This window comes from Ideonella alba (assembly GCF_018069845.1).
In the GTDB taxonomy this organism is placed as follows: Bacteria; Pseudomonadota; Gammaproteobacteria; order Burkholderiales; family Burkholderiaceae_C; genus Ideonella; species Ideonella alba.
In genome coordinates, this window is record NZ_JAGQDD010000010.1 from 1 (window position 1) to 17,109 (window position 17,109).

15 protein-coding genes are annotated in these 17,109 nt (G+C 72.1%); 9 read left to right on the plus strand and 6 right to left on the minus strand.

Annotated elements, in window-relative coordinates:
• Positions 1–211: 211 nt before the first annotated feature.
• From bufA2 to KAK03_RS14195, 7 genes are all read left to right on the plus strand, one after another.
• On the plus strand, positions 212–478 hold the full coding sequence (bufA2, locus tag KAK03_RS14165) for a BufA2 family periplasmic bufferin-type metallophore (RefSeq protein ID WP_210854609.1): 267 nt from the start codon (positions 212–214) through the stop codon (positions 476–478).
• Between the two features lie 10 nt (positions 479–488).
• On the plus strand, positions 489–1,325 hold the full coding sequence (bufB, locus tag KAK03_RS14170; RefSeq protein WP_210854610.1) for an MNIO family bufferin maturase: 837 nt from the start codon (positions 489–491) through the stop codon (positions 1,323–1,325).
• Positions 1,322–2,092, plus strand: coding sequence for an HvfC/BufC N-terminal domain-containing protein (locus KAK03_RS14175; RefSeq protein ID WP_210854611.1), 771 nt, complete (start codon positions 1,322–1,324; stop codon positions 2,090–2,092). Before bufB ends, KAK03_RS14175 begins: the two co-directional genes overlap by 4 nt.
• 101 nt (positions 2,093–2,193) lie before the next feature.
• Positions 2,194–4,884, plus strand: coding sequence for a bifunctional acetate--CoA ligase family protein/GNAT family N-acetyltransferase (locus KAK03_RS14180; RefSeq protein ID WP_210854612.1), 2,691 nt, complete (start codon positions 2,194–2,196; stop codon positions 4,882–4,884).
• 66 nt (positions 4,885–4,950) lie between these two features.
• Entirely contained in the window at positions 4,951–5,451 is a 501-nt protein-coding gene (locus KAK03_RS14185; protein ID WP_210854613.1) for an OmpA family protein, read from the plus strand.
• 89 nt (positions 5,452–5,540) lie between these two features.
• Positions 5,541–5,996, plus strand: a complete 456-nt coding sequence (locus KAK03_RS14190; protein WP_210854614.1) for a DUF3717 domain-containing protein — start codon at positions 5,541–5,543, stop codon at positions 5,994–5,996.
• Positions 5,993–7,354, plus strand: a complete 1,362-nt coding sequence (locus KAK03_RS14195; RefSeq protein WP_210854615.1) for an MATE family efflux transporter — start codon at positions 5,993–5,995, stop codon at positions 7,352–7,354. The genes KAK03_RS14190 and KAK03_RS14195 overlap by 4 nt, the downstream gene beginning before the upstream one ends.
• On the opposite strand, the gene KAK03_RS14200 is transcribed toward KAK03_RS14195, so the two are convergent.
• The 3 genes from KAK03_RS14200 to KAK03_RS14210 all read right to left on the minus strand — a co-directional run bounded on the left by KAK03_RS14200 (position 7,355) and on the right by KAK03_RS14210 (position 10,887).
• Positions 7,355–8,917, minus strand: a complete 1,563-nt coding sequence (locus KAK03_RS14200; RefSeq protein ID WP_310738604.1) for a sensor histidine kinase — start codon at positions 8,915–8,917, stop codon at positions 7,355–7,357.
• Positions 8,918–8,927: 10 nt separating this feature from the next.
• Complete coding sequence (locus KAK03_RS14205; RefSeq protein ID WP_210854721.1) at positions 8,928–9,632, minus strand: response regulator; 705 nt, start codon at positions 9,630–9,632, stop codon at positions 8,928–8,930.
• Between the two features lie 172 nt (positions 9,633–9,804).
• On the minus strand, positions 9,805–10,887 hold the full coding sequence (locus KAK03_RS14210) for an ABC transporter ATP-binding protein (RefSeq protein ID WP_210854616.1): 1,083 nt from the start codon (positions 10,885–10,887) through the stop codon (positions 9,805–9,807).
• Positions 10,888–10,935: 48 nt separating this feature from the next.
• Between KAK03_RS14210 and KAK03_RS14215 the strand changes: the two genes are divergently transcribed.
• On the plus strand, positions 10,936–12,546 hold the full coding sequence (locus KAK03_RS14215; protein WP_210854617.1) for an ABC transporter permease: 1,611 nt from the start codon (positions 10,936–10,938) through the stop codon (positions 12,544–12,546).
• Between the two features lie 103 nt (positions 12,547–12,649).
• The gene (locus KAK03_RS14220; RefSeq protein ID WP_210854618.1) at positions 12,650–13,687 is read left to right on the plus strand and encodes an extracellular solute-binding protein; all 1,038 of its coding nucleotides are present in this window, start codon (positions 12,650–12,652) and stop codon (positions 13,685–13,687) included.
• On the opposite strand, the gene KAK03_RS14225 is transcribed toward KAK03_RS14220, so the two are convergent.
• The 3 genes from KAK03_RS14225 to KAK03_RS14235 all read right to left on the minus strand — a co-directional run bounded on the left by KAK03_RS14225 (position 13,688) and on the right by KAK03_RS14235 (position 16,908).
• Positions 13,688–14,197: a hypothetical protein gene (locus tag KAK03_RS14225; RefSeq protein WP_210854619.1), complete on the minus strand. Its 510-nt coding sequence runs from the start codon at positions 14,195–14,197 to the stop codon at positions 13,688–13,690.
• Complete coding sequence (locus KAK03_RS14230; protein ID WP_210854620.1) at positions 14,197–15,243, minus strand: M35 family metallo-endopeptidase; 1,047 nt, start codon at positions 15,241–15,243, stop codon at positions 14,197–14,199. The genes KAK03_RS14225 and KAK03_RS14230 overlap by 1 nt, the downstream gene beginning before the upstream one ends.
• A 111-nt stretch (positions 15,244–15,354) precedes the next feature.
• Positions 15,355–16,908: a galactose oxidase early set domain-containing protein gene (locus tag KAK03_RS14235; protein ID WP_210854621.1), complete on the minus strand. Its 1,554-nt coding sequence runs from the start codon at positions 16,906–16,908 to the stop codon at positions 15,355–15,357.
• Positions 16,909–17,109 lie beyond the last annotated feature (201 nt).

A 17,109-nucleotide genomic window follows, 5' to 3' on the forward strand; every position in this document is an offset into this window, starting at 1 on the left:
CCCTTCTTGGAGGGGGGCTGGGGGGAGCTCAACGGAATAGGGCTCTGCCCACAGCGGCCTACGGCCGCTGTGGGCAGAAGCCAGCCACTGAGGACGCAGCCAGCGTGAGGGACAACTCAAGGGAAAACCCTTGTAATCAAGTGCATTCCCGTGCGACTGAAGAGGTGTCAGGCGATGTCTGGCATCCCTTCACTTCCTTCAGGAGATTCGCATGCAAGTCACCAAGACCACGTCGGCCGTTGCGCTGGCCGCCACCTGTGCCGCGTTGTTCGCCATGGGCGCCCCCGCCACGGCCCAGGCCGCCAGCGACAAGGGCGTGCAGTGTGCCGGCGCCAACAGCTGCAAGGGCCACTCCGAGTGCAAAACCGCCACGAACGAGTGCAAGGGCATGAACGGCTGCAAGGGCCAGGGCTGGACCCAGGCCAAGTCGGCCGAGGCATGCACCAAGGCCGGCGGCAAGCCGATGGCGGCCAAGTAAGCCGTTGACCATGGGCAGCGGTTTCGGCCTCGGCCTGCGCACCGAGCACTATGCTGACTTCCGTGCCCGTCCGCCCCGCGAGTGGGGGCTGGACTGGCTGGAGATCATCTCGGAGAACTACCTGGTGCCGGGAGGCCGCCCGCTGGCCCACCTGGATGCGATCCGGCGCGACATCCCGATCGCGATGCACGGCGTCTCGCTGGCGATTGGCAGCGCCGATCCGCTGGACCGTGGCTACCTGCGCGAGTTGCGCGCCCTGATCGACCGTGTCCAGCCCTGCCGCGTGTCCGACCACCTCTGCTGGGGCCGCGTCGACCACCGCTACCTGCATGATCTGCTGCCACTGCCCTACACCGAGGCCATGCTGCGCCATGTGGTGGACCGGATCGCGCAGGCCCAGGACCTGCTGGGACGGCGCCTGCTGCTGGAGAACGTGTCCAGCTACGTGGGCTGGCAGGCCGACGAGATGGACGAGGCGAGCTTTCTGGCCGAGGTGGCCCGTCGCGCCGACTGCGAGATCCTCCTTGACGTCAACAACGTCTGGGTCAGCGCCCAGCACCATGGCTTTGACCCCCGGGCCTTCATCGACGCCATGCCCGCCGCGCGCGTCACCCAGTTGCACCTGGCCGGCCATCAGATGACCGAGGACGGCCCGATCGACACCCACGACCACCCGGTCAGCGAGCCCGTCTGGGCGCTCTACGCCCACACCGTGCGCCAGCTGGGAGAGGTGCCGGTGATGATCGAGCGTGATGACCACATCCCGCCGCTGCCTGCGCTGCTGTCCGAGCTGGACACCGCCCGCCGCGTGGCCCGCGACGCCCTGTTGGAACCGGTCACCCCATGAGTGGATCACTCGAGCCCATGCTTCGGGCCTTCACCCGCGGCCTGACGGGCGACGATCCCGCGCCCGCGCTGGCGCTGCTGCGCCCGCTGCGTGGCCGCGCGCCGCTGCTGGGCGTCTACCGTCATGCCTACCGCGCCCGGATGAGCGCTGCGCTGCGCGACAACCACCCGGTGCTGCACCGGGTGCTGGGCGATGAGGCTTTCGACGCGCTGGCGGCCGACTACCTGGCGGCCCATCCCAGTCAGCGCGCCTCGATCCGCTGGTTCGGCGACGGCCTGGCCGAGGCCATCGCCATGGGCGGGATGCCACACGCGGCCGCCCTGGCCGACCTGGCCCGCTTCGAGTGGACGCTGGGCCAGGTGCTGGACGACCCGGACGCGCCAGCGCTGGATGCCCAGACGCTGCAGTCGCAGCCGCCCGAGGCCTGGGCCACGCTGCCGCTGCGCCTGCACCCGGCCGCCCGGCTGCTGGCGCTGGACTGGGACATCACGCCGCTGTGGCAGGCGCTGCAGGCCGATGAGCAGGCGCAGACCGCGCAGCCGGCGGCGCGCCCTCACCAGGTGCTGGTCTGGCGCCAGGGCCTGGCGCGCCACTGGCGCATCGTCGACGAGGACGAGGCCCAGCTGCTGCACACCCTGGCCGAGGGCACCAGCATCGGCGCACTGTGCACGGTGGCCGCCGCCCACAGCCCGGACGCCGCCGACGCGGCGCCGGCACGGGTGGCCGCCAGCCTGCACCGCTGGCTGGCCGACGGCGTGCTGACTTGACCAGCAGCAAGCCACGCGCGGGCAGGCCTCTGGTTAACCCTTAACCGGAGTATGCTGGCCAGATCGTGTCTCCCAGGGCCCTTCAACGCCCTGCCGCCGACGTGGACCAGCATTTCCTCACGCCGCTCTTCTCGCCCCGCTCGATCATCGTCTTCGCCGGCAACCCGGAGGATCTTGACAGCCAGGCGCCCATGGCGCGCGCCCTGCTGGCCGAGCTGACGACCAATGGCTTCAGCGGCCAGATCAGCTTCCTCGACACCGAGATGACCGGCACGCTGTCCGACCTGGCGCACACCCGGGCCGATCTGGCGGTGATCGCGCTGCCGCACGAGCAGATCGAGGCCGCGCTGGAGATCGCCGGCCGCATCCGCTGTCGCGCGGCGCTGGTGCTGTCGGCCAACCTGCCGGCACCGGCCTGCGCCAACCTGCACGCGGTGGCCAAGCGCCATGGCGTGCACCTGCTGGGCCCCAATTCGCTGGGCTTCCAGCGGCCGCTGCTCAAGCTCAATGCCAGTGCCGCCGGGCCGCTGGCGGCACCGGGGCCGCTGGCGCTGGTGTCGCAGTCGGGGGCGCTGACCTCGTCGATCCTGGACTGGGCGCGGCGCAATGGCGTGGGCTTCTCCACCGTGGTCTCGCTGGGCGCCAACACCGCGGTCGACCTGGCCCAGGTGCTGGACTTCCTGGCCACCGATGGCAGCACGCACAGCATCCTGGTCTACATGGAGGGCATCACCCACGCGCGGCGCTTCATGAGCGCGCTGCGCGCTGCGGCCTCGGTCAAGCCGGTGGTGGTGATGAAGGCCGGACGCATGCCGGCGGGCACCACCGCGGCGCTGACCCACTCGGCCGCGATCGTGGGTGCCGATGATGTGTTCGAGGCCGCGCTGCGCCGCGCCGGCGTGGTGCGGGTGCGGGCCTTCACGCAGCTGTTCTCGGCGGCGCGCTGCCTGGCCTCGCGCTACCGGCCGGTGGGCAAGCGCCTGGCCATCGTCACCAACGGCGGCGGCCCGGGTGTGCTGGCCGCCGACTGGGCCAACGACATCGGTCTGGAAGTGGCGCGGCTCGATCCGCAGAGCCGCAACACGCTGGCGCCGCTGCTCTCACCCAACGCCACGCTGAACCAGGTGCTGGACCTGGGCGAGGACGCCACCGAGGCCCACTACAGGGCCGCGGTCGAGGCCTGCGGCAAGGACAGCCACGTCGACGGCGTGCTGGTCATCTACGCCCCCAAACCCGCCTGCTACCCGGGCGCCGACCCGGTGGTGATCGCCCAGGCGGTGATCGACGGTTCGGCCCGGCTGGGCAAGCCGGTGGTGGCCTGTTGGATGGGCGACGACAGCGTGCGTCCGGCGCGCGAACTGCTCAATGCCAAGCCGCTGCCGAGCTTCCGCACCCCCGAGGCGGCGGTGGACGCCTTCGGCAACATCGCCAGCTTTTACCAGAACCAGCAGCTGCTGACGCAGACGCCGCCGCCGTTGTCCACACTGGCCACGCCCGACACCGAAGGCGCACGCCTGCTGATCGAGGGCGTGCTGGCCGAGCGCCGCCGGGTGCTGACCGAGATGGAATCGAAGGCCCTGCTGGCCGCCTTCCACATCCCGGTCACCCGCACCATGCTGGCCCGCACCGCCAACGAGGCGATGCTGATCGCCAGCCAGCTGGGCTACCCGGTGGCGCTGAAGATCGACTCGCCCGACATCAGCCACAAGTCCGACGTGCAGGGCGTGGCGCTGGGCGTGATGACCGCCACCCAGGTGCGCGACACCTTCAACGACATGCTGGCCCGCGTGGCCAAGGCCAAGCCCGGCGCACGCATCAATGGCGTGACGATCCAGCCGATGAGCGGCAAGCCGCGCGGCCGCGAGCTCTACATCGGCCTGACCACCGACGACCCCTTCGGCCCGGTGATCACCTTCGGCGCCGGTGGCACGATGATCGAGCTGATCAACGACCAGGCGATGGAGCTGCCGCCGCTGAACCAGTTCCTGGCCCGGCGGCTGATCGAGCGCGCCCGCGTGGCCGAGACCCTGGGCCACTGGCGCGGCGCGCCGCCGGTGAACATGGAGTCGCTCGAGCAGGTGCTGCTGCGCCTGTCCGAGATGGTCTGCGCCCTGCCCCAGCTGCAGGAGATGGACATCAACCCGATCATCGTCGACGAGGACGGTGCGGTGGCGGTGGACGCGCGCGTGGTGATCGAGCACGCCGGCCCGCAGAACCAGGCCTTCCACCACCTGGCCATCCTGCCCTACCCGGCCGGCCTGGAGCGCGAGTGGCCGATGAAGGGCGGCGGCCTCTACACCATCCGCCCGATCCAGCCGGATGACGCCGAGATGCTGCAGGCCCTGGTCAAGGGCCTGTCGCCCGAGAGCCGCTATTTCCGCTTCGTCAGCTCGATGCAGGAGCTGCCGGCCAAGATGCTGGCGCGCTACACCCTGATCGACTACGACCGCGAGATGGCCCTGGTCGCCGTGCACACCGACCGCGTGCTGCAGGACGACGGCAGCTTCGTGGAAACCGAGCAGATCATCGGCGTGTCGCGCTACATCACCAACCCCGACCAGACCAGCTGCGAGTTCTCGCTGGTGGTGTCGGACGCCTATGCCGGCCAGGGCCTGGGCTCGCGGCTGATGCTCAGCATCATGGACGTGGCCCGCACCAAGGGCCTGGCCGAGATCGAGGGCCTGGTGCTGGCCAACAACGACGGCATGCTGCGCCTGATGCGCAGCCTGGGCTTCCAGATCAAACCCTTCGCCGACGACGCCGACTTCAAGCTGTGCACCAAGACGCTGTAAGCGAGGTGGCGCCCGGCCCGCCTAGAATCCGGGGCTGACCCGAACGAAGAACCCCGGAGGATTTCCATGCTCGACGACATCGACGACGGCGCCCGTGTTGGCGTCTGGACCACCATCGGCATCATTGCGCTGCTGCTGTTCGGGCTGATCGGCGGCCTGGGCATCCGCCAGCTGCACAAGTCCGCCGCCGCCCAGGCCCCGGCGCCCGCGGTGGCCGCTGACGAAGCGCTGATCGACGGCCCGCTGACCGGCGAGCTGGCCGGCACGCTGTTCTTCGCCGTCGGCTCGGCCGAGCTGCCCGCCGAGGCCGCCGCCGAGATCACCAAGGCCCAGGCGGCCGCCACCGCGGCCGCGGGCAAGAAGCTGGTGCTGTCGGGCTTCCACGACGCCAGCGGTGACCCCGCCAAGAATGCCGAGCTGGCCAAGAACCGCGCCAAGGCCGTGCGTGCCGCGCTGGTGGCCGCCGGCGTCGATGCCGCCCGCATCGGCCTGCGCAAGCCCGAGTCCACCACCGGTGACGGCACTGCCGACCAGGCCCGCCGCGTCGAGATCCGACTGGTCGACTGACAAAGCACCCCGCGCACCGCGGGTCGAGCCAACCCGCTACCATCGCCAAGCCGCCCGCCGAGGCGGCTTTTTCGTCTGCATCCTCGCCCATGGCCGGCATCCACATCACCGACATCGAGCGCGCCATCAACTGGTGGCGCGCCCGCCAGCCCTCGCCCGACGGCCTGCAGGCCTGCGCCGAGGTGCGTGCGCTGGCCGAGGTGTATGCGCTGATGGTCTACTACCGCGAGTCCGAGGCCGACGAGGCCACGCTGCCCGCCGCCGCGCGCGAGGCCTGGCTGGCCTGGTACCGCAGCACCCCGGATGCGCCCTGCATCGCGATCTGCTCCACCGCCCAGGGCGATGCGCTGTGCAAGGGCTGCGGCCGCACCGAACACGAGGTGCAGCACTGGCCGCAGATGTCGCCGGGCGAGAAGCGCGCGGTCTGGCGGCGCATCAGCCTGGAGGCCACCGCCTGGCGCTTCAACCGCTATGCCGAGCGCGCCCGCCTGGCCACGGGCAGTGACCATCCGGACCCGCACAGCCTGGACGGCACCGCCCGATGATCCGCTTCAGCGACAGCGTCCGCCGCCTGGTGCCGCTGGCCTGGCCGGTGCTGGTGGGCCAGCTCGCGGTGCTGGCCTTCAGCACCATCGACACCTTGCTGGTGGCGCGCCACTCGCCCGCGGACCTGGGGGCCTTTGCCGTGGGCGCCGCGGCCTACATCACGGTCTTCGTCGGCCTGATGGGCGCGGTGCTGGCGGTGTCGCCGGTGGTGGGCCAGCTCTTCGGCGCCGGCCGGCTGGAGGCCGCCGGGGACGAACTGCACCAGGGCATCTGGCTGGCCCTGGGCCTGTCGCTGCTGGGCTGCACGCTGCTGCTGTTCCCTCAGCCCTTCCTGGCGCTCTCGCGTGCCACGCCCGAGATGGAAGCCAAGGTGCGCGGCTACCTGCTGGCGCTGGCGCTGGCGCTGCCGGCCTCGCTGCTGTTCACCGTCTACCGCGCCTTCAACACCGCGGTGTCGCGGCCCAAGGCGGTGATGGTGCTGCAACTGGCCGGGCTGGGACTGAAGCTGCCGCTGTCCACCGCGCTGGTCTTTGGCTGGCCGGCACTGGGCCTGCCCGCGCTGGGGGTCACCGGCGCCGGCCTGGCCACGGCGGCGGCGATGTGGTTGCAGCTGGCCGCCGCGGCCTGGATGCTGCACCGCGACCGCTTCTACGACCGCTTCGCGTTGTGGGGCCGCGGCCTGCACCCGCCCAGCCGCGCCGCCATCCTGGGCCTGCTGCGCCTGGGCGTGCCGATGGGCATGGCGGTGCTGGTGGAGGTCAGCGCCTTCTCGTTCATGGCCTTCTTCATCGCCCGGCTGGGCACGGTGCCGGTGGCGGGGCACCAGATCGCCATCAACCTGGTCTCGCTGATGTTCATGCTGCCGCTGTCGCTGGCCAATGCCGGCAGCACGCTGGTGGCCCAGCGCGTGGGGGCGGGTGATCTGGCGGACGCCCGCCGCCTGGGCTGGCATGCGATGGCGCTGGCCCTGATCACCTCCGGCGTGCTGGCCGCGGCGGTCTACCTGGGCCGGGTGCAGGTGGTGGGTCTGTACACCGGCGACGCCGCGGTGGCGGCGGTGGCGCTGTCGCTGCTGTCCTGGCTGGTGGTGTTCCATGTCTGCGATGCCGCGCAGACCATGGCCGCCTTCGTGCTGCGCGCCTGGCGCGTGGCCACGGTGCCGATGGTGATCTACGCCGGCACGCTGTGGGGCATCGGGCTGGGCCTGGGCTCGCAGCTGGCCTTCGACGATGGCACCCGGGTGCCTGACACGCTGCGCGGTGCGCCGGGATTCTGGGCCGCGTCAACGCTGGCGCTGGTGCTGTGCAGCGTCTTCCTGGTGGTGTTCAAGGCCTGGGTGCTGCGCCGGCGCGGCTGATCACAGCCGGCGCGCCGCCGGCAGCGTCAGCACGAAGCAGCTGCCGCCGCCCTCACGCGGCTCGCAGCGCACGCTGCCCTGGTGGGCCTGCGCGATCTGCCGCACCAGCGCCAGGCCCAGGCCGACACCGCCCTCGCGCTCGGCATGACCGGGCAGGCGGTAGAAGGGCTCGAAGATGCGTTCGCGCAGGTCCTCAGGCACGCCCGGGCCGCGGTCGCAGACGCGCACGCGCGGGCCCTCGGGCGACTCGGCCAGCAGCAGCGTGACCTCGTCGCCGCCATAGCGGCGGGCGTTTTCCAGCAGGTTGCGCAGCCCCCGGCGCAGCAGGCGCTCGCTGCCGCGCACGCGCAGCGCGGCGCCTTGCACCTCGGCCTGCACCCGCGCCGCCTCTTCCGCGGCCAGCGCCGCCAGGTCGATGCTGTCGTCCAGCTCCTGCGGCGCGCCAGCCTCCAGGCGGCTGGACAACAGGACCTCTTCGACCAGCGCGTCGAGCTCGGCGATGTTGGTGTGGATCTCGCGGCCGAGCTTCTCGCGCATCGCCGGCGGCGCATCGTCCAGCATCGACACCGCCATCTTCAGCCGCGCCAGCGGCGAGCGCAGTTCATGGCTGGCATTGGCCAGCAGGCTCTGGTTGGACTGCAGCAGCGCCTGGATGCGGTCGGCCGCCTGGTTGAAGCTGGCCGCCACCGCCGCCACCTCATCGCGGCCCTGCACCGGCACGCGCTGGTCCAGCGCACCGCCGCCGAAGGCCTCGACGCCCTGGCGCAGGCGCTCCAGGCGGCGGGTGAGACCGCGCACCACCGGCCAGGCGCCGGCCGCCACGGCCACGAACAGCGCGGCCAGCAGCCCCGCCAGCGCGGCACCGGCCGGCCAGTCGCGCGGCAGCATCAGGCGCCACCACGCCGGATGGCGGTCGCCCCGGGGGCCGCGCGGGCCATCGGCCAGGTCGCCCTCTCCGGGCAGGCCGGGCGGACCGAAACGTCCCTCCGGGGGCTCCAGGCGAAGGGGCGGGTCGCCGCCCGGGTCACCCACCGGGCCACCACCCGGGCCGCCGCCGGGGCCACGTGGGGGTCCGCTGCCCGGATCGGCCAGGTCCGGCGGCGCATCGCCGCCGCCCAGCTCCGGCGGCCTGGGGCCGCGGCCGCCCGAGGCTTCGCGCAGCAGGCGGTCCAGGTTGGGGCGGATCAGCCACAGCGTGCGGCCATCGTCCAGCCGGGTGCTGATCGCGTTGCGCGGCACCTCGCCGCGGTTGGCCGCCTGGCGACGCTCGAAGCTCTCGGACGCGGCGATGCGCCGTCCATCGGCGGCGTCCAGCGCCAGCGGCAGGCGCAGGCGCTGCGACCACTCGGCCAGCATCGCCGCCTGGACCGAATCGGGGGCGCCGGGCTCGGGCAAGGCGTTCTCGATCAGTTCGGCCCAGCTGGCCATGCGCTCGCGGATGCGCTGCTCGAACTGCGCCCGCTCCTGCTCCAGGTGGCGCTGCACCATCCAGCCGCCGGCCAGCGCGAACAGCGCCAGCGCGGCCACCACCGTGAGCCAGATGCGCAGGTACAGCGTCTTCACGCGCGCGGGGCTATTCGCCGTCCTGCTTGCGGGCGAAGACGTAGCCGGTGCCGCGCACCGTCAGCACCCGCTTGGGATTCTTCGGGTCTTCCTCGATCACCGCGCGGATGCGCGAGACGTGCACGTCGATCGAGCGATCGAAGGCCTCCAGCGGGTGGCCCTTCAGCGCATCCATGATCTGGTCGCGCGAGAGCACCCGGCCGGCGCTCTGCGCCAGCACCACCAGCAGGTCAAACTGGTGGCCGGTGAGGTCGCAGCGCTGGCCGTCCAGCCGCGCTTCGCGCGCACCCAGGTCGATCTCCAGCCGTCCGAAGGACAGCACCTCGTCGGGTTGGGCCTCGGGCGCGACGCGCCGCAGCAGCGCCTTGATGCGGGCCAGCAGCTCGCGCGGCTCGAAGGGCTTGGGCAGGTAGTCGTCGGCACCGATCTCCAGGCCCAGGATGCGGTCCATCGGCTCGCCGCGCGCGGTCAGCATCAGCAGCGGCAGACGGCGGGTGCGGGCATCGGCGCGCAGCTCGCGGGTCATGTCCAGGCCGTCGCCGTCGGGCAGCATCAGGTCCAGCACCAGGGCGTCGTAGGCGACGCGGCGCAGGCGCTCGCGGCCCTCGGCCAGCGAGGCAGCGGTGTCGACCTCGTAGCCGTGGCCGCGCAGGTAGTCGCCGACCATCGCGGTCAGGCGGCTGTCGTCGTCGATCAGGAGCAGGCGGGCAGGCAGCATCTCGTCGGCCCGCAGCGGGGCGCGCACACGGGCGGGGTAGGCGTGGGCCGAAGCATAGGTCATCGCGGTCTCCAGGCAGGCAATGCCCCGATGCTGGGGCCCGGCCGTTGGGCCCGCTTGGCCCGTGCGTGAAGAACTGTGAAGCGCTGGCCCAGCGGCGGTGCACCGCTCAGCGCGGGAAGGTCACCACATGCTCGACCCGCGGCCGGATGCCGATCCACTCGCCCGGCGCATGGTCGTGGTGCGAGGGCACATGGGCCAGCACCTCCAGGCCATCGGCCAGCGCCAGCGTGTAGAGGAACTCGGCGCCGCGGAAGTCGCGCCGCAGGATGCGCGCGCGCACCGGGGCGGCGTCGTCGTGCTCGATGTCGTCGGCGCGCAGCAGCACCAGGCACTCGCCGCCGGGGTAGGCATCGGGCAGCGGGCACTCGTCGGCGTCGGCCAGCAGGCCCAGGGGGGTGTCGACGCGGGGCCCCTGCGGCGTGCTGACAATGCGGGCCGGCGCCAGCACGCCGTGGCCGATGAAGTCGGCCACGAAGCGCGTGGCCGGGCGGTGGTACAGGTCGTAGGGGCGGTCCCACTGCTCCAGCCGGCCGGCCTGCATCACGCCCAGGCGGTCGGCCAGCGCAAAGGCCTCCATCTGGTCGTGCGTCACCACCAGCGCGGCGGTGCCGCTGGCCTTGAGGATGGCGCGCACCTCGTGGGCCAGGCGCTCGCGCAGTTCCACGTCCAGCGCCGAGAAGGCCTCGTCCAGCAGCAACAGGCGCGGCGCCGGGGCCAGCGCCCGCGCCAGCGCCACGCGCTGCTGCTGGCCGCCGGAGAGCTGGTGCGGCATCTTGCCGGCCACCTCGGGCAGGCCCACCAGCGACAGCATCTCCTGCACCCGCCGCGCGCGCTCGGCCCGGCCCAGCGCGTGCAGGCCGAAGGCCACATTGGCCGCCACGTCCAGGTGCGGAAACAGCGCGTAGTCCTGGAACACCATGCCGACGCGGCGCTGCTCGGCCGGGCGGTGCAGGCCGGCGGCCGGGTCGGAGACGATATCCCCCGCCAGGCGGATGCGCCCTCCGGCCAGCGGCTCCAGCCCCGCCACGGCACGCAGCAGCGAGGTCTTGCCGCAGCCCGAGGGGCCGACCAGCACGCCGATCTCGCCGGCGGCCAGGCCCATCGAGACCTCGCGCACGGCGTCGAGGTCGCCGCCGGCGGCCGCAGAGCCGCGGTAGCGCACCACGATGTGTTCAAGCAGCAGTGCCATGCGATGATCGTACCAGAATGACAATCATTCTTACTTAGAATGACTGGCATGCGCCTGCTCCTTGCCCTGGTCTGCGTTCTGCTGCTGCTGCCCCTGGCCGCGCTGGTGTCGCGCTGGGCGGCGCTGGACGCCGACGGACTGGCGCTGTGGCAGCACCTGGCCAGCACAGTGCTGCCGGGCTACCTGGGTCAGTCGCTGCTGCTGTCGGCGGCGGTGGCGCTGGGGGTGGCGCTGGTGGGCGGCAGCACGGCGGCGGTGGTCACGCTGTTCGAGTTCCCGGGACGGCGCTGGCTGTCGTGGGCGCTGCTCCTGCCGATGGCCATGCCGGCCTATGTGCTGGCCTACGCCTGGACCGACACCCTGCAGTACAGCGGCCCGCTGCAGACCGCGCTGCGCGCCGCCTTTGGCTGGCAGGGCGCGCTGTGGCCGGACATCCGCAGCCTGGGCGGCGCGGTGCCACTGTTCGTGCTGTGCCTGTATCCGTACGCCTACCTGCTGGTGCGCGCCGCGCTGGCCGAGCGCTGCGTGCCGCTGATGGAGGCCGCGCGCCTGCTGGGCGCCGGCTGGTGGCGCCGCGTCACGCAGGTGGCGCTGCCGATGGCCCGGCCGGCGCTGGCCGCCGGCGTGGCGCTGGCGCTGATGGAAACCCTGGCCGACTATGGCGTGGGCGCGTACTTCGGCCTGTCCACCTTCACCACCGGCATCTTCCGCGCCTGGCTGTCGATGGGCGACCGCGATGCCGCGGCCCAGCTGGCCACGGTCCTGCTGGTGCTGGTGGCGCTGCTGGTGTGGATGGAGCAGCGCGCCCAGGCGCGGCTGCGCTTCGCCGCCGCGCGCCAGGGCGCGCTGCATGGCGGCGACGCCCGGCCGCTGGCGCTGGGCTGGCGCGGCTGCGCGGCCGCCTGGGCGGTGTGCCTGCTGCCGGTGCTGCTGGGCTTCGTGCTGCCGGTGCTGGCGCTGCTGCGCCTGGCCAGCACCGAGGGTGATGCCGACGCCCCGGGCCTCGACCTCTCACGCTTCGCCGGCTGGGCCGTCAACAGCTTTGTGCTGGCGGCCGCAGCGGCCTGCCTGGCCGTGCTGCTGGCCATGGCCCTGGCGGCCGCGCGGCGGCGTCAGCCCGGCCGCTGGCTGGACGCGCTGGCGCGCGGTGTGGGCCTGGGCTATGCGGTGCCGGGCGCGGTGATCGTGATCGGTCTGCTGTGGCCGCTGGGGGCCTGGCAGGCGCGATGGCCCGAGTGGCCACTGGCCGGCTGGCTGACGGCCGGCGTGGCGGGCCTGCTGTACGCCTACCTGGTGCGCTTCTCTGCCGTGGCGATGCAGTCGGTGGATGCCGGCTACGCCCGGCTGCCGACCAGCTTCGACGAAAGCGCCCGCCTGCTGGGCCACGGCCCCTGGGCCACCTGGCGCCGGGTGCACTGGCCGCTGCTGCGCGGCGCCGCCGGCACGGCCTGGCTGCTGGTCTTCGTCGATGTCATGAAAGAACTGCCCGCCACGCTGGTGCTGCGCCCCTTCAACCACGACACGCTGGCCGTGGTGGCCAACCAGCTGGCGCGCGACGAGCGCCTGGGCGAGGCGGCCTGGCCCTCGCTGGCCATCGTGGCGGTGGGCCTGCTGCCGGTGCTGCTGCTGGGCCGTGGCCGCGGCGCCACCGGCTGCTGAGCGCCGGACCGGACGCTGCTGGAGCCGCATCAATATGTGATTGCGAATTGTTCGCGTTTGCTATTACACTCCAGTGCATCGTTGACCTTCCCGTGAGCCGACCATGCGTCCGACCCGCCTGCTGCCCGCCCTGCTCGCCGCCTGCCTGCTGCCCCTGGGCGCCGCCGCACAGGACAAAGTGCTGAACCTGTACTCCGCCCGCCACTACCAGACCGACGAGGCGCTCTACAAGGACTTCACCGCCGCCACCGGCATCACGATCAACCGCGTCGATGCCGACGACGCCGGCATCCTTGAGCGCCTGCGCACCGAGGGCGCGGCCAGCCCGGCCGACGTGATCCTGCTGGTGGATGCCGCCCGGCTGTGGCGCGCCGAAGAAGCCGGCCTTTTCCGTCCGCTGAAGTCAGCGGTGCTGGACAAGGCCATCCCGGCCCGGCTGCGCGGCGCCGACAAGGGCGACGGCCCGTCCTGGTTCGGCTTCTCCACTCGCGCCCGGGTCATCGTCTACAACAAGGCCAGCGTCCAGCGCGCCGATGCGGACACCTATGCCGAGCTGGCCGACCCGAAGAACAAGGGCAAGGTCTGCACCCGCTCGGGTGCCCACCCCTACAACCTGAGCCTGTTCGGCGCGGTGCTCGAGCACATCGGCCCGCAGGCCACCGAGACCTGGCTCAAGGGCGTGGTCGACAACATGGCCCGCCCGCCCAAGGGCGGGGACACCGACCAGATCAAGGCGGTGGCCTCGGGCGAATGCCAGATCGCGCTGTCGAACAGCTACTACGTGGCGCGCATGATGCGCTCGACCAACCCGGCCGATCGCGACGTGATGGACAAGGTCGGCGTGGTCTTCCCCGACCAGGACGGCAAGGGCACCCACGTGAACATCGCCGGTGGCGCGGTCGCCCGCAACGCCCCGCACCCCGAGGCCGCGCGCAAGTTCCTGGAGTACCTGGCCAGCCCCTCGGCGCAGGCCTACTTCGCCAACGGCAACAACGAATACGCCGTGGTGGACGGCGTGGGCGCCGACAACCCGGCGCTCAAGGCCCTGGGCCCGTTCAAGGCCGAGGTGATCCCCGTGGCCACGATCGGCACCAACTCGGCCAAGGTCCAGCAGATGCTGGACCGTGTGGGCTACAAGTGATCAGCGCGGCGCGAGCAGCTCGAAGCGGGCCTCGCCGCAAGCCAGTTCAGCGCTGCTCCACGGCTGGCCCAGGCGCGGCCCGTCGCGCCCCTGCTGCACCTGCACGTCGCCCAGCGTGATCGCCGGCTGCAGCAGATAGCTGCCGGCGCGCCGCAGGTCGAAGGCCGGCGACAGCGGCAGCGCCGCGCGCAACGCCTGGCCCGGCGCCAGGTGCAGGTAGGCTGAGGCGTCCGGGGCCGCCCGCTTGACCATCGCGCCCTGGTAGTCGAGTGGCTGGCCGTCGCGGCTCAGCGTGGCAAAGGGCGCCATCCAGCGCCCCTCCCAGGGCGTGTTCCAGCGCAGCACCCACAGCGGCTCGGCGCCGGTGTTGGTCAGCGTGAACTGCAGCAGCACGGCATGGCCCAGGGCCTGGCGCGGCGGCACCTGCAGGCTGCAGGCCAGCGTGGCCGCCTGCGCGCCCGCCGCCCAGGCCATGCCTGCCACCAGCAGCGCCAGCGTCCGCCGCCTCATCAGGGCTGCGCCGGGGTGTTCTCGGCGAAGTACTCGTGGCTGTCGGCGTTGTCGACCGCACGATCGGGGTTGCTGATCGCCAGGGCCTTGGCCGCCGTCTGGCCGTAGGCCCAGTCATTGGTGCCCGCCACCACGGTGAAGTGGGACATCTCGTGGATCAGCGTGCCGGCCTTGGAGTCGGTGCCGGTCATCGGTGCCGCCCAGAAGGCGCCGCACAGGTAGATCTTGTACGGATCGTTCGGGTAGACATAGGCGTAGACGCCGTTGTCGGTGCACGAGCAGTCCAGCGTCAGCGGCTTCTTCTTGAACGCCTGCGTGATCTTGTTGTAGTGGGTGCGCACGGTGTCGTAGCGCGTGGCGGTGTAGGCGCCGAACCAGGTGGTGTACCGCGTGGTCGGCGTGGTCATCACCTTCAGGTATTTCTTCGACTCGCTGGCGTAGCCGGTGGCCTTGCCCACCGCGGTGGTCAGGTCATTCTGCTCGCTGACGGTGCAGTTGCCGGTGAAGGTGATCGGGCCGCTGGTGGCCGCTTCCGGCGCCACGCGCTGCACCGCTTCGCTGCGGCCGGAGAGCCACAGCGACAGCGATTCCGTGGACGCCAGGTCGGCCCGGCCCGGCGCGCGGGCGCGTCCGAGGTAGGCCACCGAGTAGCGGCCATCCGGCAGCGCGTAGTGGCGCGACAGATCGACCCGGTAGCTGCGCTGCTCGCCCGGCGCCAGCACCACCTGGTCTTCAGGCCGGGGCGCGGCCCGCTTGACCAGCGGACCGTGGTAGGCGGCCTCGGCGCCATCGGCGCCGCGCACGCGGAACAGCGGGCCGTGCAGCGTGCCCTCGGGCAGTTGCCAGCGCAGCAGCTTCTGTGGCTGGGCGCTGGTGTTGCGCACCACCACCTCCACCGTCACCTCGGCATCGCCCTGCATCACCTGGGCGGGCGCCCGCAGCTCGACCTGCAGGCCCTGGGCGGCCAGCGCGCTGGAGCTGGCCAGCGCACAGGCGGCCAGCGTGGTGACGGACAGCAGGGAGGTGGGGGCGGCAAGGCGACGCATCGGCGGACTCCGGTCAGACAACAGAGCGGCGACTATCGCGCCTGTCCGGCGGGCTGTCGATCCCCAGTTGCGCGGGCGCGGAACGGGCGCGGGTGAACGCCGCCGGCCTGCTCAGCCGATCCGGATCACCTTGGCCATCGACGGCACGCCCGCCGCATCCAGCGCGAACAGCATGTAGAAGCCCGGCGGCGCCACCGCGGCCGAGGCCGGCAGCTGGTAGCTCAGCCGCTTGCCGCGCTGCGCGAAGCTGAGTTCCTGGAAGCGCTGGTCGCTGTGGAAGGCGTGGGTCACCGCGCCGAAGCGCACCAGGGTCAGCCGGGCCACCGGCCTCGGATCGGCCATCTCGAGCTGCTGCGCCTGCCCCCAGGTGCCTGCCTGAGGCGCCGACGCGATCACTGGGCGCCGCGCCGGGCGGCCGCTGCCGTCGGGGTGGTACAGGTAGGGCGGGTAGTAGATCTCGCCATTGAGGTTGTTCACCGGACCGGGCGCCCCGCCGCCGTTGGTCAGCACCGTGGCGTCGGGCAGCAGCATCGCGGTGGAGTGGTACAGCCGGGGCTTGGCCGCGCTGGCGGTGGTGGTCCAGGTGCCGGTGGCCGGATCCCAGGTCTCGGAGTGGTAGGCCGCACCGGCCAGGCTGTTGCCGGTGGACGAACCGCCGTTGACGAACACCTGCCCATTGGGCAGCACCGTGGCATTGCCGTACTGGCGCTCGAGAGACAGATTGGCCGTGGCGCTGACCACCGGCGGAGTCACGTTCAGATCCACCAGCTTCGCCACACCACCCACGCGCAGGCTCAGCACCTTGCCGGGCTGGTACATCACCGCCGGCAGGATGTGCCGACCGGCCCCCAGGCCGCTGGCCAGTGTGCGCTCCAGCGTGCCGCCCGCCTCGGTGTCCAGCGCGTAGATCTCGCCCTTGGGCGTGAGGATGGCAATCCGGCCGTCCGGCGCCAGCCAGGCGCGCGGATAGCTCCACGACGAGCTGATGCTGCCGTAGGCCAGGTCGCTGGTGGCCGCGTACAGCGTGCGCCAGCCGCCGCCACTGAGGTAGACCTCGGGCGTGGAGGCATGGCTGGCCACGGTGGAGGTGCCGTCGTCAAAGTTGTAGGCGCGGTCGATCAGGCCGCCCAGCGCCACCTGCTCGCCCTTGGTGTTCGTCAGCAGCGTCGCGTACCAGCGCTGCCAGACCATCGGCGACTCCTTGGTCAGGCTGTTGTTCAGCGGGCTGAAGCGGTTGACGTCGTTGTTGCCGTAGTTGCGCACGCCCTTGACGGTGCGGTCGCCGCCCACCAGCAGCACGTCGCCGCTGCCCGGCAACAGGGTCTGGCCGGCGCAGAAGATGTCGGTGCCGGTGCTGTTGGGCAGCAGTTGCATCGAGGTCTCACCCGTGCCCTGGGCCGGATCCCAGACCGCATAGTTCATCAACGCGCCCTGCAGGCCATCCGGGCCGGTGCCGAAGGACAGCACCCGCCCATCGGCCAGCAGCACGCTGTGCAGCGGAATCAGCGACCACGCGAACGCCGGGCCGAACACCCCCTTGAGGTGCGCGTCCGGCGGCCCGATGGGCACGGCAAACGGCCGCAGCACCGGTGTCTGCACCCCCAGGGCCTTGGGCCACCCCGGGCCCGGGCCCCAGTCCACCGGGCCATCCAGGCGCGGCGGCATCCATTCCGGCGCCTGGGACAGATCCCGCAGCGGCCCCGCCTGGGCGACGCACAGGCCCAGCAGGGCGCCAGCGAGCGCCAGCGCAGGCCCGGGCCGAGCCCCGAGCCCTGGCCGGCGACGGGCCGGCCTGGTCAAACGGTGCGCCGTCGTGGCGGCATGGTGCATGGTGCAGCTCCCTCTTTCGCGGGGATTCTGAGCCAG

What these genes read in the sequence shown, in the direction of transcription:
- bufA2 (WP_210854609.1), top strand. Translation starts at nt 212, where the DNA reads ATGCAAGTCACCAAGACCACGTCGGCCGTTGCGCTGGCCGCCACCTGT.
- bufB (WP_210854610.1), top strand. Translation starts at nt 489, where the DNA reads ATGGGCAGCGGTTTCGGCCTCGGCCTGCGCACCGAGCACTATGCTGAC.
- KAK03_RS14175 (WP_210854611.1), top strand. Translation starts at nt 1,322, where the DNA reads ATGAGTGGATCACTCGAGCCCATGCTTCGGGCCTTCACCCGCGGCCTG.
- KAK03_RS14185 (WP_210854613.1), top strand. Translation starts at nt 4,951, where the DNA reads ATGCTCGACGACATCGACGACGGCGCCCGTGTTGGCGTCTGGACCACC.
- KAK03_RS14190 (WP_210854614.1), top strand. Translation starts at nt 5,541, where the DNA reads ATGGCCGGCATCCACATCACCGACATCGAGCGCGCCATCAACTGGTGG.
- KAK03_RS14195 (WP_210854615.1), top strand. Translation starts at nt 5,993, where the DNA reads ATGATCCGCTTCAGCGACAGCGTCCGCCGCCTGGTGCCGCTGGCCTGG.
- KAK03_RS14210 (WP_210854616.1), bottom strand. Translation starts at nt 10,887, where the DNA reads ATGGCACTGCTGCTTGAACACATCGTGGTGCGCTACCGCGGCTCTGCG.
- KAK03_RS14215 (WP_210854617.1), top strand. Translation starts at nt 10,936, where the DNA reads ATGCGCCTGCTCCTTGCCCTGGTCTGCGTTCTGCTGCTGCTGCCCCTG.
- KAK03_RS14220 (WP_210854618.1), top strand. Translation starts at nt 12,650, where the DNA reads ATGCGTCCGACCCGCCTGCTGCCCGCCCTGCTCGCCGCCTGCCTGCTG.
- KAK03_RS14225 (WP_210854619.1), bottom strand. Translation starts at nt 14,197, where the DNA reads ATGAGGCGGCGGACGCTGGCGCTGCTGGTGGCAGGCATGGCCTGGGCG.
- KAK03_RS14230 (WP_210854620.1), bottom strand. Translation starts at nt 15,243, where the DNA reads ATGCGTCGCCTTGCCGCCCCCACCTCCCTGCTGTCCGTCACCACGCTG.
- KAK03_RS14235 (WP_210854621.1), bottom strand. Translation starts at nt 16,908, where the DNA reads ATGCCGCCGCGCCTGGATGGCCCGGTGGACTGGGGCCCGGGCCCGGGG.